Annotated in this window: 12 protein-coding genes; 9 read left to right on the top strand and 3 right to left on the bottom strand. The window is 46.9% G+C overall.

All coding sequences use genetic code 11. From position 1 onward, the window contains the following. The first annotated feature begins 72 nt into the window (after positions 1-72). Complete coding sequence (locus GT360_RS10345) at positions 73-831, top strand: Nif3-like dinuclear metal center hexameric protein (protein ID WP_164648791.1); 759 nt, start codon at positions 73-75, stop codon at positions 829-831. A gap of 84 nt (positions 832-915) precedes the next feature. Here GT360_RS10345 and GT360_RS10340 read toward each other — a convergent pair whose 3' ends face one another. Continuing rightward, complete coding sequence (locus GT360_RS10340; protein WP_164648790.1) at positions 916-2,205, bottom strand: citrate synthase; 1,290 nt, start codon at positions 2,203-2,205, stop codon at positions 916-918. 397 nt (positions 2,206-2,602) lie between these two features. Between GT360_RS10340 and sdhC the strand changes: the two genes are divergently transcribed. The 8 genes from sdhC (at position 2,603) to sucD (ending at position 12,237) form a co-directional block, all read left to right on the top strand. Further along, entirely contained in the window at positions 2,603-2,995 is a 393-nt protein-coding gene (gene sdhC, locus GT360_RS10335; RefSeq protein WP_164648789.1) for a succinate dehydrogenase cytochrome b556 subunit, read from the top strand. Then, the gene (sdhD, locus tag GT360_RS10330) at positions 2,989-3,336 is read left to right on the top strand and encodes a succinate dehydrogenase, hydrophobic membrane anchor protein (RefSeq protein ID WP_164648788.1); all 348 of its coding nucleotides are present in this window, start codon (positions 2,989-2,991) and stop codon (positions 3,334-3,336) included. Before sdhC ends, sdhD begins: the two co-directional genes overlap by 7 nt. Continuing rightward, the gene (gene sdhA / locus GT360_RS10325; protein ID WP_164648787.1) at positions 3,337-5,103 is read left to right on the top strand and encodes a succinate dehydrogenase flavoprotein subunit; all 1,767 of its coding nucleotides are present in this window, start codon (positions 3,337-3,339) and stop codon (positions 5,101-5,103) included. It begins immediately after the preceding gene. 13 nt (positions 5,104-5,116) lie between these two features. Further along, positions 5,117-5,827 (top strand): succinate dehydrogenase iron-sulfur subunit, encoded by a 711-nt coding sequence (locus GT360_RS10320; RefSeq protein WP_164648786.1) that lies wholly within the window; start codon positions 5,117-5,119, stop codon positions 5,825-5,827. A gap of 96 nt (positions 5,828-5,923) precedes the next feature. Next, entirely contained in the window at positions 5,924-8,749 is a 2,826-nt protein-coding gene (gene sucA, locus GT360_RS10315; RefSeq protein ID WP_164648785.1) for a 2-oxoglutarate dehydrogenase E1 component, read from the top strand. 27 nt (positions 8,750-8,776) lie between these two features. Next, positions 8,777-9,982, top strand: coding sequence for a 2-oxoglutarate dehydrogenase complex dihydrolipoyllysine-residue succinyltransferase (gene odhB, locus GT360_RS10310; protein ID WP_164648784.1), 1,206 nt, complete (start codon positions 8,777-8,779; stop codon positions 9,980-9,982). Between the two features lie 216 nt (positions 9,983-10,198). Further along, positions 10,199-11,365 carry an ADP-forming succinate--CoA ligase subunit beta gene (gene sucC / locus GT360_RS10305; RefSeq protein ID WP_164648783.1) on the top strand — a complete coding sequence of 389 codons (1,167 nt, stop codon included), beginning with the start codon at positions 10,199-10,201 and terminating at the stop codon, positions 11,363-11,365. Next, on the top strand, positions 11,365-12,237 hold the full coding sequence (gene sucD / locus GT360_RS10300) for a succinate--CoA ligase subunit alpha (RefSeq protein ID WP_164648782.1): 873 nt from the start codon (positions 11,365-11,367) through the stop codon (positions 12,235-12,237). The genes sucC and sucD overlap by 1 nt, the downstream gene beginning before the upstream one ends. Before the next feature lie 98 nt (positions 12,238-12,335). Here sucD and GT360_RS10295 read toward each other — a convergent pair whose 3' ends face one another. Continuing rightward, on the bottom strand, positions 12,336-13,661 hold the full coding sequence (locus GT360_RS10295; protein ID WP_164648781.1) for a Na+/H+ antiporter family protein: 1,326 nt from the start codon (positions 13,659-13,661) through the stop codon (positions 12,336-12,338). A 23-nt stretch (positions 13,662-13,684) separates the two neighbouring features. Beyond that, entirely contained in the window at positions 13,685-14,326 is a 642-nt protein-coding gene (rnt, locus tag GT360_RS10290; RefSeq protein WP_164648780.1) for a ribonuclease T, read from the bottom strand. Positions 14,327-14,385 lie beyond the last annotated feature (59 nt).

The raw sequence follows: 14,385 nt of genomic DNA, 5'->3' as shown, positions 1-14,385 counted from the left end.
ACTTATCTTACACTAGCATCACTATACGGCTTGGAATACACTTTGCCAAAAGCAAATGATATGGAAGCAAGTATGAACATTCTCGCGCTGGAAAAACTACTGAATGAAAAGTTATCACCACAGCTTATTAAAGATTATGCGCCAAATGGTCTTCAGGTTGAGGGTAAATCGAACGTTAAACGAATCGTCACGGGGGTAACAGCCTCGCAAGCGCTGATTGATAAAGCCGCTGAATTAAATGCAGACGCACTGCTTGTTCATCATGGTTATTTCTGGAAAGGTGAACCAGAGCCGATCAGAGGAATGAAAGGTAAACGTATTCGCACGTTAATCAAGAATGATATTAACTTACTAGGTTATCATTTGCCTCTAGATATTCACCCTGAACTGGGTAACAACGCTGAGTTAGCCAGATTACTCAATATTGTTGTAGAGGGTGGTTTAGAAGGTCATCCTCAGTCAGTGGCGTTGTTTGGTCGCCTATCAGAGCCGATGACTGGCAAGGCATTTGCACAAAGAGTTCATCAGGTGCTGAATCGTGAACCCCTGCACATCTCACCAGACAATGCAGATAAGCTTATCGAAACGGTAGGTTGGTGTACTGGTGGCGGGCAGGATTATATTGAGCTAGCGGCACAACACGGGCTGGACGCCTTTATCTCAGGTGAGATCTCAGAGCGCACAACCTATTCTGCGCGCGAGCAAGATATCCACTATTTTGCAGCTGGTCACCACGCTACCGAGCGTTATGGCATCAAAGCTCTCGGTGAGTGGTTGGCGCGAGAGCACGGTTTTGATGTTGAGTTTATCGATATAGACAATCCGGTATAGGATCAATCTCTCACAAACAAAAAAGGCTTGAATGTTAGATTCAAGCCTTTTGTCGTTTTGGTCGTTAGAGTTTAGTTGAAACGATTATTCACGCTCATGGATCGGGCGGAAATTACGTTGCTCTTGACCAGTATAAAGCTGGCGAGGGCGGCCAATACGGTTACCAGGATCACTGTGCATCTCGTTCCAGTGAGCAATCCAACCGATGGTGCGCGACATAGCGAAGATAACCGTGAACATAGACACAGGGATACCGATCGCTTTGAGGATGATACCGGAGTAGAAATCTACGTTCGGGTAGAGTTTCTTCTCAACAAAGTATTCATCTGAAAGCGCAATACGTTCGAGCTCCATCGCAACATCAAGAAGTGGATCTTTAATGTTTAGCTCGCTAAGCACTTCGTGGCACGCTTCGCGCATAACGGTTGCGCGCGGATCATAGTTTTTGTAAACACGGTGACCAAAGCCCATCAGACGGAATGGGTCATCTTTGTCTTTTGCACGTTCCACGTATTCTGGGATCTTATCAACGCTGCCAATCTCTTCTAGCATACGTAGACAGGCTTCGTTTGCACCACCGTGAGCAGGGCCCCAAAGGGATGCGATGCCTGCGGCAATACAAGCGAATGGGTTAGCACCGGACGAACCTGCCAAACGCACTGTCGATGTTGATGCATTTTGCTCGTGGTCTGCGTGTAGCGTAAAGATCTTATCCATCGCACGCGCAACAACAGGATTAACTTCATACTCTTCACATGGGTTAGCAAACATCATGTGTAAGAAGTTTTCCGCATAGGTTAAGTCATTGCGAGGGTAGATGAACGGCTGGCCGATAGAGTACTTGTAACACATTGCTGCCAACGTCGGCATTTTAGAAAGTAGACGATAAGCGGCAATTTCACGGTGTTCATCGTTATTGATATCAAGTGAGTCATGGTAAAACGCTGCTAGAGCACCAACAACACCACACATAACAGCCATTGGGTGCGCATCTCTACGGAAGCCGTGGAAGAAGCTTGCGATCTGCTCATGGACCATTGTGTGACGAGTGACTGTCACTTTGAATTGTTCGTATTGCTCTCGGGTAGGGGCTTCGCCGTAAAGAAGGATGTAACAAACTTCTAAATAATCAGCGTTATTGGCTAACTGATCGATAGGGAAGCCACGGTGCAATAGCACGCCTTTTCCCCCATCAATATAAGTTATTTGGGATTCACAAGATGCAGTAGCAAGAAAACCAGGGTCGAAAGTGAAGTAACCACTTGCTCCTAGTTTACGAACGTCGACTACTTGGGGACCAATTGATCCGTCCATAATCGGCAGCTCGATTGGCGCTTTTCCTTCAATGTGAAGGATCGCATTCTTATCCGCCATAACAATCTCCTTTGTTTATTATTTAATCCATCCAGGATGTTTGTGTGCCATTTTTTTACGTGTCTTGAGCAGTAAAGTCAATTTTTCTCCACTGTTGTGTGCACTTGTTACGATTTTTTATATCAATTTGGTTAAAAGTCTGTGCTATGTAGCAAAATTTGTTACATCAATTGTATTACAATGTTGCCAGTCGTATATTGACGACGTTGAAATATCCTTAGCCCATACATATCAAGGCGATAAGCATAGATATAATTTATGCCTTGAAGTAAAAAATTGTCTATTTGTCACAAAAAATTCACCCGCTAATTCAGGGGTTTTGTTTATCAAATGTTAATTTTGAGGGCTTTGGTCAAACAAATCGTAAGATAACGATAAAGCTTAACAACAGAGCTAAGTGAGCAAGCCCGTGAAAGAAAGAAAGTCAAGACCAGTTAATTTAGACTTGCAGACTATACGCTTTCCTATCACTGCAATCGCGTCAATCCTACACCGAGTGTCAGGAGTGATTACGTTTGTCGCGGTAGGGATACTGCTATGGTTGCTATCCACATCATTACAATCTCCAGTCGGTTTCATGCAAGCCACCGATATCGTCAATGGTTTCTTTGTCAAATTGATCCTTTGGGGCATTTTGACCGCTTTGGCCTACCACATCGTAGGTGGTATTCGCCATTTGATTATGGATTTCGGTTATTTTGAGGAGCTAGAGTCAGGCGCAATGACGGCGAAAGTGTCATTTGTTGTTACTGGTGTGCTAGCACTCCTTGCAGGAGTATTGGTATGGTAAAACATGTTTCTTCATTCGGTCGTAATGGTGTCCACGATTTCTTATTGATTCGTGCCTCCGCCATTATTATGACCTTGTACACCATTTATATCGTCGCCTTCTTCATGTTCTCTGGCGATATCTCCTATTTGGAGTGGACCCAATTCTTCGGTGGAACCTTCACCAAAGTATTCACTATGTTGGCGCTAGTCTCTGTCCTTATTCACGCGTGGATTGGGTTATGGCAAGTTCTAACGGATTACATCAAATGCGCAAAATTGCGTGGTGGCCTACAGCTGGGAGTGATTGCTGTGCTTTTCGGTTACCTGTTTTCTGGTCTGTTTATTTTGTGGGGTGTATAAGTGTCTATTCCAGTAAGAGAGTTTGACGCCGTTGTTATCGGCGCAGGTGGTGCAGGCATGCGTGCAGCACTACAAATTTCAGAGCAAGGCTTGACCTGTGCTCTGCTATCCAAAGTTTTTCCAACACGTTCTCATACAGTATCAGCGCAAGGTGGTATCACCGTTGCACTTGGCAATTCGCACAAAGATAACTGGCAATGGCATATGTATGACACGGTGAAAGGGTCTGATTATATTGGTGACCAAAACGCCATTGAGTACATGTGTAAGAATGGGCCAGAATCCGTGATTGAGCTTGAGAAAATGGGCCTACCATTTTCACGTTTTGATGACGGTAGCATTTACCAACGTCCATTCGGCGGGCAGTCAAAAGAGTTTGGCGGTGAGCAAGCGGCACGTACTGCGGCGGCAGCTGACCGAACAGGTCACGCACTTCTTCATACTTTGTATCAACAAAACGTAAAGCACAAAACCACGATCTTCTCTGAGTGGTATGCGCTTGATCTCGTCAAAAACCAAGATGGCGCCGTTATGGGTTGTACCGCGCTGTGTATGGAGACAGGTGAGATTTGTTACTTCAAATCCAAAGCAACCATTCTCGCGACGGGTGGTGCAGGTCGCATCTACGCATCAACGACGAATGCTCATATTAACACTGGCGATGGTGTGGGTATGGCGCTACGTGCTGGCGTACCGATGCAAGATATGGAGATGTGGCAATTCCATCCAACAGGCATTGCAGGTGCCGGTGTTCTCGTAACAGAAGGGTGCCGAGGTGAAGGTGGGTATCTCCTTAATAAAGATGGTGAGCGCTTTATGGAGCGTTATGCACCTAACGCGAAAGACTTGGCTGGCCGTGATGTTGTTGCTCGTTCGATGATGATTGAGATACGAGAAGGTCGCGGTTGTGATGGCCCTTGGGGACCTCATATCAAACTGAAACTGGACCATCTAGGAAAAGAGGTTCTTGAATCTCGTCTGCCGGGTATTTGTGAGCTTTCTCGTACCTTCGCGCATGTCGATCCAGTGAAAGAGCCAATTCCAGTTATTCCTACCTGTCACTACATGATGGGAGGCGTGCCGACTCAAGTGTCAGGTCAGGCAATCAAGCAAACAGCTGATGGCGCAGATGTCGAAGTGCAAGGCTTATTTGCTTGTGGTGAAATCGCTTCTGTTTCAGTGCATGGTGCAAACCGTCTCGGTGGTAACTCGCTGCTTGACCTTGTGGTATTTGGCCGAGCAACAGGTTTACATCTGGGGGAAACGTTGGCCGCTCAAAGTGAAGCACGCCCTGCCACGGAATCTGACATTGAAGCATCCCTTGCTCGTACGATGCGCTGGGAAAACAGCACTAGCGGCGAAGATCCTGTGCAAATTCGCAAAGACCTTCAGCAATGTATGCAAAATAGCTTCTCTGTATTCCGCGAAGGAGAGGCGATGGCAACGGGTCTTGATGAGCTTAAAGCGATTCGCGAGCGTCTGCAAAACGCACACTTGGCAGATAAGTCTACAGAGTTCAATACGCAACGCATTGAGTGTTTAGAACTAGATAATTTGATGGAAACGGCATTCTCGACAGCTGTTGCGGCGAATTACCGAACAGAGAGCCGTGGCGCACATGCTCGTTTTGATTTCCCAGAGCGTGATGATGAGAAGTGGCTATGTCACTCAATCTATAACCCGGAAACGGAGCAGATGAGCAAGCGCGATGTCAATATGACGCCGGTTCATCGTGATGCGTTCCCACCTAAAGTACGTACTTACTAGAGGAGGATAGACTATGAAACTGAACTTCTCTTTATATCGCTATAACCCAGATGTTGACAACAAGCCTTACATGAAAGACTACGTGTTAGAAGTCGAAGAAGGCTCTGACATGATGGTACTGGATGCGCTGATATTGCTCAAAGAGCAAGACCCTTCTATCGCATTTCGTCGCTCGTGCCGTGAAGGTGTGTGTGGTTCAGATGGTTTGAACATGAATGGTAAGAATGGTTTGGCATGTATCACGCCGCTGTCTGCTTTGGAAGGTGACAAGCTAGTCATTCGCCCACTTCCTGGTTTACCGGTTGTTCGTGACCTGATCGTGGATATGACACAGTTCTATGATAACTACGCGAAAGTGAAACCATTCTTGATTGATGACGGTGCACAGCCGCCGTCAAGAGAGAACCTTCAATCACCTGACGAACGTGCACATTTAGACGGATTATACGAGTGTATTATGTGTGCGTGTTGTACGACATCTTGCCCGTCTTTTTGGTGGAACCCAGACAAATTTATCGGTCCGGCAGGGCTGCTAGCGGCCTATCGTTGGCTAATTGATAGCCGAGATACAGCAACTGATGAACGTTTGTCCGATCTTGACGATGCATTTAGCGTTTTTCGTTGCCATGGCATCATGAATTGTGTAAGTGTTTGTCCTAAGGGACTAAATCCGACGAAAGCGATTGGTCACATTAAGACAATGCTTGTGAATCGTTCGATTTGATAATGGATAAAAATTGACTGACTCCTCTACGGGGTCAGTCTTGATTAGCTCGGCGAAGACCGCAGCAAATGTGAAAACTACTGGTTAAGGGAAAATATGCACAACGGCGTGATGAAGGCATGGCTCGAGTCTTCACACTTGGCTGGCGCCAATGCAACTTACGTAGAGGATCTCTACGAACTGTATCTAAGTGACCCCGATTTGGTAAGTGAGGAGTGGAAACGTGTATTTGAGGAGCTACCTGCTCTGAAAGAAGAGGCAAATGAACAGCCTCACTCACGTGTCCGTGACTACTTCCGACGACTCGCTCAAGAAACAAAGCATTACAATGTCCAAGTTAGTGACCCAGATGTCGATGCAAAGCAAGTAAAGGTTCTACAATTAATCAATGCGTACCGCTTTCGCGGTCACGAAGCCGCTGCACTTGACCCTCTCGGTCTGTGGCAGCGTCCCCCTGTGGCTGAACTCGATCCAGCCTTCCACTCTCTCAATGAAGATGACCTTGAAGAGACCTTCAACGTAGGTTCTTTTGCGATTGGTCAAGAAACCATGAAACTGAGGGACATCTATTCCGCACTAAAGAAAACCTACTGTGGTTCTATTGGTGCTGAATACATGCATATGACAGATACTGAACAAAAACGCTGGATTCAGCAGCGTTTAGAGTCGGTCGTCGGTCAGCCTTCATTTGATTTGGATGAAAAGCGTACCTTCCTAGAAGAGCTAACTGCTGCTGAAGGTCTTGAACGTTATCTAGGCGCTAAGTTCCCCGGTGCAAAACGATTCTCACTTGAAGGCGGTGACGCACTGATCCCGATGACCAAAGAGCTCATTCGCCATGCTGGTAAATCAGGCATGCGTGAGGTTGTTATCGGTATGGCCCACCGTGGTCGTTTGAACATGTTAGTTAACGTACTCGGTAAAAAGCCGCAAGATCTGTTTGATGAGTTTGCGGGTAAGCACGATGAGACATGGGGTACTGGTGATGTTAAGTACCACCAAGGCTTCTCAGCAGACTTTGCTACTGTCAACGGTGATATTCACTTAGCTCTGGCGTTTAACCCTTCCCACCTTGAAATTGTAAACCCTGTTGTTATTGGCTCCGTTCGCGCGCGCCAAGACCGTTTAGGGGATAAAAATGGTAGTACAGTACTGCCGATCACGATTCATGGTGATTCAGCGATTGCTGGCCAAGGTGTTGTAGCCGAGACGTTTAATATGTCAGCGGCACGTGGCTTCCAAGTGGGTGGCACGGTTCGCATTGTGGTGAATAACCAAGTAGGTTTTACCACTTCTAATCCTCGCGATACGCGTTCAACCATGTACTGTACTGACATTGCCAAGATGGTTCAGGCACCGATATTCCATGTCAATGCCGATGACCCGGAAGCCGTGGCGTTTGTTACTCGTATTGCTCTTGATTATCGCAACGAGTTCCGTCGTGATGTCGTGATTGACTTGGTATGTTACCGTCGTCATGGTCACAATGAGGCGGATGAGCCGAATGCGACGCAGCCTTTGATGTATCAAAAAATCAAGAAGCATCCGACCCCTCGTAAGCTCTATGCCGACGTTCTGATCGAACGTAACGAATACGATATTGAGTTCGCCACACAACTGATCAACGAATACCGAGATGGTCTAGACCGTGGCGAAGTGGTTGTGAAAGAGTGGCGTCCAATGGCAATGCACTCTGTTGACTGGTCTCCTTATATCGGCCATGACTGGGACACATCATGGGATAGCACTTATGAGATGCAACGACTGGTTGAACTGGGTAACAAGATATGCCAATACCCAGAAAGTCATAAACTGCAAAGCCGAGTAAACAAGCTCTATAACGATCGACGTGCCATGATGTCTGGTGAGAAGTTGCTAGACTGGGGTATGGCGGAAACTCTCGCTTATGCAACCTTGGTTGATGACAGCAAGCGTATTCGAATTTCTGGCCAGGACTCCGGTCGTGGTACCTTCTTCCATCGTCACTCTGTACTTCATAATCAAAGTGATGCCAGTACTTACATGCCACTGGCAAATATCCATGATAAACAAGGGCCATTCCAAGTCTTTGACTCCGTTTTGTCGGAGGAGGCGGTATTGGCATTTGAATATGGATATGCGACTGCAGAGCCTGGTGGTTTGACAATCTGGGAAGCGCAGTTTGGTGATTTTGCCAACGGCGCGCAAGTTGTTATCGACCAGTTTATCTCTTCTGGTGAGCAAAAGTGGGCGCGCTTATGTGGCCTTACTATGCTGCTTCCGCATGGTTACGAAGGCCAGGGACCTGAGCACTCATCTGCACGTTTGGAGCGTTATCTGCAGTTGTGTGCGGAGCAAAACATGCAGGTGGTTGTTCCATCAACGCCAGCTCAAGTCTATCACATGCTCAGACGCCAAGTGGTGCGCCCTATGCGTCGTCCGCTCATCGTGATGTCTCCGAAGTCATTGCTTCGTCATCCTTTGTGTGTTTCTTCGTTGGAAGATTTAGCTGAGGGTACATTCCAGGCGGCGATCCCAGAGGTAGACGAGTTAGAAGCGAGCAAGGTGAAACGGGTTGTGTTCTGTTCAGGTAAGGTTTATTACGACCTCCTAGAGCAGCGTCGCTCGAATGAACAAGATGATGTAGCCATTGTTCGTATTGAGCAGCTGTATCCATTCCCAATGGATGAAGTGCAAGCTGCCATTGCCCAATATACCAATGTTGAAGACTACATATGGTGTCAAGAAGAGCCACAAAACCAAGGTGCTTGGTACTGTAGTCAACATAATTTCCGAGCTGCCATCCCAAGTGGCGCTGATTTGAAATATGCGGGTCGTCCTGCTTCAGCATCTCCAGCCGTAGGCTATATGTCTGTGCACTTGAAGCAACAAAAAGCGTTGATTGAAGACGCCCTGACCGTTAACTCAAAATCTTCGGATTAAGAACTAGAAATTAAGGAAGAAACAACTATGACAATTGAAATTCTGGTTCCAGATTTGCCTGAATCAGTCGCTGACGCAACCGTTGCTACTTGGCACAAAAAACCGGGTGAAGCGGTTGAGCGTGATGAAGTCCTTGTTGATATTGAAACTGACAAAGTGGTCCTTGAAGTTCCTGCACCAGAAGCAGGTGTGCTTGAGGAAATCATTGAGCAAGAAGGCGCTACTGTTTTGTCTAAACAGTTGATTGCTAAACTGAAACCGGGTGCAGTTGCGGGCGAGCCGACAACAGACACAACGGAAGACAAAGAGGCATCCCCAGATAAGCGCCATAAAGCGGCTTTGACGGAAGAGTCGAATGATGCGTTGAGTCCTGCCGTTCGTCGTTTATTGGGCGAGCACGGTCTTGAGCCGAGCCAAGTGAAAGGCACTGGCGTTGGTGGTCGAATCACACGTGAAGACATTGATGCTCACCTAGCGAATGCCGAGAAAACCAAAGCGGCAGCGCCAGCTGTACCAGAAGCACCAGCAACCGCTCGTAGCCAAAAACGTGTTCCAATGACTCGTCTGCGCAAAACGGTTGCGAACCGTTTGCTAGAGGCGAAGAACAACACGGCGATGCTCACTACCTTTAATGAAGTGAACATGAAACCGATTATGGATCTGCGTAAGCAGTACAAAGATCAGTTTGAAGAGCGCCATGGTATTCGTCTTGGCTTTATGTCTTTCTACGTAAAGGCTGTGACGGAAGCACTCAAACGCTACCCTGAGGTGAATGCGTCTATCGATGGTGACGACATTGTTTATCACAACTACTTTGACATCAGCATGGCAGTGTCAACACCGCGTGGGTTGGTAACGCCAGTGTTAAAAGACTGCGATACGCTAGGCTTTGCTGATATCGAAAAAGGCATTAAAGACCTCGCGATTAAAGGTCGAGATGGCAAATTGACGGTTGATGAGTTGATGGGGGGTAACTTTACCATTACCAACGGTGGCGTATTTGGTTCTCTCATGTCGACGCCGATCATTAACCCACCACAATCAGCAATTTTGGGTATGCATAAAATACAAGAACGCCCAATGGCTGTTGATGGCAAGGTAGAAATCTTACCAATGATGTATCTAGCGCTCTCTTATGACCATCGCTTGATTGATGGACGTGAGTCAGTAGGCTTCCTAGTGACCATCAAGGAGCTCCTAGAAGATCCAGCGCGTCTGTTATTAGACGTTTAATATCGCTAAAACGTCTAGCTGCACCTCTCAGCTAGACGTTATTTTTAGCTAAGGCTAGACTAGCTCAACGTTTGGCCTTCACTTGAAGGGCCGGTTTCATTATCAATGTAATCAGTCATTTATTTGAGAAGACCCTACAGATGAACAACCCAAGTTGTCATCATGGAAATAATAAATCCCTAGGGAACCCTAAGGGAAAACAAACGGAATATCGAAATGAATTTGCATGAATATCAAGCCAAACAGCTGTTTGCAGAATTCGGTTTGCCTGTGCCAGAAGGGTACGCATGTGACACGCCTCAAGAAGCTTTTGAAGCGGCTGGACGTATCGCAACGGCAAAGAAAGTCGTTAAATGTCAGGTGCACGCGGGTGGACGTGGTAAAGCAGGCGGCGTAGAACTGCACGATACAAAAGACGGTGTAAAAGAGTTTGCGCAAAAGTGGCTAGGTAAAAACCTAGTGACTTATCAAACAGATGCAAATGGTCAGCCGGTGACTAAGATTCTTGTTGAAGAAGCCTCAAATATTGCGAATGAGCTTTACCTTGGTGCCGTCGTGGACCGTTCTACTCGTAAAGTCGTGTTTATGGCATCAACAGAGGGTGGCGTGGAAATTGAAAAAGTGGCGGAAGAAACACCGGAACTGATCCACAAAGCCGCGATTGATCCTCTTGTTGGTCCTCAGGCATATCAAGGTCGCGAGCTCGCATTTAAACTTGGCTTGAGCGGCGACCAGATTAAGCAGTTTGTGAAAATCTTTATGGGTCTGGGTCAGATGTTTAGTCAATACGACCTAGCACTACTAGAAATCAACCCTCTTGTTATCACTGGTGAAGGTAAATTGCTGTGCCTTGACGGTAAAATCAACATCGACTCGAATGCGCTATACAGACAGCCTAAGTTGCGTGAAATGCACGATCCTTCACAAGAAGACGAACGCGAAGCACACGCGGCTCAGTGGGAACTGAACTATGTAGCGCTCGATGGCAACGTTGGCTGTATGGTGAATGGTGCCGGACTTGCTATGGGTACGATGGATATTGTTAACTTGCACGGTGGTAAGCCAGCAAACTTCCTCGATGTGGGTGGCGGTGCAACGAAAGAGCGTGTGGCAGAGGCATTTAAGATTATCTTGTCAGACGACAATGTTAAAGCGGTCTTAGTAAATATTTTTGGTGGTATTGTTCGCTGTGACATGATTGCTGAAGGGATCATCGGCGCTGTTAAAGAAGTGGGTGTTACTGTTCCTGTCGTTGTGCGTCTGGAAGGGACTAATGCTGATTTAGGTCGTGACGTTCTAGCGACTTCAGGTCTTGATATTATCGCAGCAGAATCACTTACCGATGCTGCACAGAAAGTTGTTGCTGCAGCGGAGGGCAAATAATGTCTGTACTAATTAATAAAGATACAAAAGTTATCTGCCAAGGTTTTACTGGTGGTCAAGGTACATTCCACTCAGAGCAGGCGATCGCTTACGGAACCCAACTCGTGGGTGGTGTTTCTCCGGGTAAAGGTGGTCAAGAACATCTTGGTTTGCCTGTATTTAACACGGTTCGTGAAGCGGTAGAGGTCACAGGCGCAACAGCTACGGTCATCTACGTTCCTGCTCCGTTTTGTAAAGATGCAATCTTGGAAGCGATTGATGCTGGTATCGAATTGATCGTGACCATCACGGAAGGTATCCCAACCGTGGATATGATCGATGTAAAAGTGAAGCTTGAAGAAACAGGCGTGCGCATGATTGGTCCTAACTGTCCGGGTGTGATTACACCGGATGAGTGTAAGATCGGTATTATGCCTGGTCATATCCACAAGAAAGGTAAAGTAGGGATTGTTTCTCGCTCAGGGACGTTAACGTATGAAGCCGTGAAGCAGACCACAGATGAAGGCTTTGGTCAGTCTACTTGTGTTGGTATCGGTGGCGACCCAATTCCGGGCTCAAACTTTATCGATATTCTGCAATTGTTCCAAGACGATCCAGAAACAGAAGCGATTGTGATGATCGGTGAAATCGGTGGCACTGCGGAAGAAGAGGCCGCTGCGTTCATCAAAGAGAATGTCACTAAACCTGTCGTCTCTTACATTGCGGGTGTGACAGCTCCTCCTGGTAAGCGTATGGGTCATGCTGGCGCCATTATCTCTGGCGGTAAAGGTACTGCAGATGAGAAATTCGCAGCATTAGAATCCGCAGGGGTACGTACTGTGAAAAGCCTTGCCGACATCGGCTCAGCGCTTCGCGAAGTCACTGGCTGGTAATTAGTTTAAAAGCTACATCGCTAAAGACTAAATGAAAGAAAGGCTTGGAAATATCCAAGCCTTTTTTGTGTTTGTTGATTTAGTTTGCGAGCAAGTGGTTATAGAACCATTGCCGCCAACCAACCAAAGGCAATCAATGGTAGGTTATAGTGCAGGAAGGTCGGAACAACGGTTTCCCAAATGTGCTCGTGCTGACCGTCGGCATTTAGGCCGGATGTTGGGCCGAGCGTCGAGTCAGATGCAGGTGACCCTGCGTCACCCAGTGCCGCAGCAGTACCAACAAGGGCAATCGTAGCCATTGGTGAGAAGCCGAACGCAAGTGCAAGCGGTACGTAAATCGTTGCAATAATTGGGATCGTAGAGAACGAAGAACCGATGCCCATAGTCACAAGCAGGCCTACAATCAGCATCAGTAGTGCCGCTAATGGTTTGTTGTCGCCGATTGACGTTGAAAGAGCTTCAACAAGTGTTTCCACACCACCCGTTTGCTTCATCACGGCAGCAAAACCTGCCGCTGCAATCATGATAAAGCCGATCATAGCCATCATCATGACACCACGGGTAAAGACATCCTGTGTGTCCTTCCAAGCGATAACACCACCAAAAGTGAACACCATGAAACCAGCGAGTGCACCGATAACCATAGAACCGGTAGATAGCTGAACAGTCAACGTCGCAGCAATCGCAGCAATCGCTACGATGATATTCTTCTTGTTAATTGCAGTCGCCGACTCTTCTACGTGAGTCAATTCTGTCTCTTTGTACTCACGAGGCTTACGGTAACTAAAGAAAATGGCAGTCAGCAGACCAAAGAGCATACCCGCTGCAGGTAGGAGCATTGCGGTTGGTACTTGGCTCGCCGTAATGCCTTCTAAACCATTGTTATTCAGGTTGGTCAGCAGGATATTATTTAGGAAGATACCACCGAAACCGATAGGCAAAACCATATAAGGGGTCACCAGACCAAAGGTGAGTACACAAGCGATAAGACGACGGTCCAGTTTAAGTTTGGCAAATACGCCCAATAGAGGTGGAATCAAGATTGGAATGAAGGCGATATGAACTGGGATAACGTTTTGAGAAGACATAGTGACCAAGATCAGCGCAACCAACACAAGGTACTTAAGACCGGTTGAAGCAGCACCATTCTCTTTACCATGAATCTTCTTAATCACACTTTGTGCAAGAAGGTCGGTAAGGCCAGAGCGCGAAATAGCGACAGCAAATGCCCCAAGCATGGCATAGCTAAGTGCAATGGTAGCGCCCCCACCGAGGCCGCTCTCAAACGCAGCAACCGTATCATTTAGGCTCATGCCAGCAACAAGACCACCAACGATGGCGCTGAATGTTAATGCAACGACGACATTAACGCGCATCAATGCTAGAGCTAGCATGATGCAAACAGAAATTACAACTGGATTCATATTATTCTCGTGTTGTGTTTGTTTTATTCTTCAATGAGTGGCCATCCACCAAGTGATTTCCACTTGTTGACGATGCCACAGAACAGCTCAGCAGTTTTTTCAGTATCATAGAGTGCTGAGTGTGCTTCCTTATTGTCAAAATCCATCCCGGCAACTTTACATGCTTTGGCTAGTACAGTTTGGCCGTAAGCTAAACCACTGAGCGTTGCTGTATCAAACGTTGCAAAAGGATGAAAAGGGACTCTTTTTAATTTGCAGCGCTCGCTGGCTGCCATCACAAAGCTATGATCAAAATTCGCATTGTGCGCGACCATGATAGCGCGGCTGCAATCCGCCGCTTTTTGCTCTTTTCTCACTAGCTTATAGATTTCCTTAAGGGCTTCCATTTCTGAGACCGCACCACGCAACGGGCTGAATGGGTCACGGATACCATTAAATTCAAGTGCTTCTTTCTCAAGATTGGCACCCTCGAAAGGCTCCACATGGAAGTGAACAGTCGATGCTGGGTGTAAGTTGCCCTCGTCATCCATTTTTAGGGTGACTGCGCAAATCTCAAGCAGCGCATCAGTTTCAGAGTTAAATCCGGCAGTTTCAACGTCAATAACGACAGGAAAATAACCTCTAAAGCGCTTTTTCAGCGTCAATGCTTCGTTTTCTACACTCATATTAAATCGATTATTCTGTTAAGGCGTTGCATTATTGCAGATTCTCCAACATATCTGAA

It is taken from the genome of Vibrio astriarenae (assembly GCF_010587385.1).
GTDB lineage: Bacteria > Pseudomonadota > Gammaproteobacteria > Enterobacterales > Vibrionaceae > Vibrio > Vibrio astriarenae.
Note: the sequence above shows the minus strand (reverse complement) of the source record. Positions and strands in the feature narration are given on the sequence as shown.

Excerpts from the sequence above, each read along its gene's own strand:
- GT360_RS10345 (WP_164648791.1), top strand. The coding sequence starts at position 73 with ATGAACATTCTCGCGCTGGAAAAACTACTGAATGAAAAGTTATCACCA.
- GT360_RS10340 (WP_164648790.1), bottom strand. The coding sequence starts at position 2,205 with ATGGCGGATAAGAATGCGATCCTTCACATTGAAGGAAAAGCGCCAATC.
- sdhD (WP_164648788.1), top strand. The coding sequence starts at position 2,989 with ATGGTAAAACATGTTTCTTCATTCGGTCGTAATGGTGTCCACGATTTC.
- GT360_RS10320 (WP_164648786.1), top strand. The coding sequence starts at position 5,117 with ATGAAACTGAACTTCTCTTTATATCGCTATAACCCAGATGTTGACAAC.
- sucA (WP_164648785.1), top strand. The coding sequence starts at position 5,924 with ATGCACAACGGCGTGATGAAGGCATGGCTCGAGTCTTCACACTTGGCT.
- odhB (WP_164648784.1), top strand. The coding sequence starts at position 8,777 with ATGACAATTGAAATTCTGGTTCCAGATTTGCCTGAATCAGTCGCTGAC.
- sucC (WP_164648783.1), top strand. The coding sequence starts at position 10,199 with ATGAATTTGCATGAATATCAAGCCAAACAGCTGTTTGCAGAATTCGGT.
- sucD (WP_164648782.1), top strand. The coding sequence starts at position 11,365 with ATGTCTGTACTAATTAATAAAGATACAAAAGTTATCTGCCAAGGTTTT.
- GT360_RS10295 (WP_164648781.1), bottom strand. The coding sequence starts at position 13,661 with ATGAATCCAGTTGTAATTTCTGTTTGCATCATGCTAGCTCTAGCATTG.
- rnt (WP_164648780.1), bottom strand. The coding sequence starts at position 14,326 with ATGAGTGTAGAAAACGAAGCATTGACGCTGAAAAAGCGCTTTAGAGGT.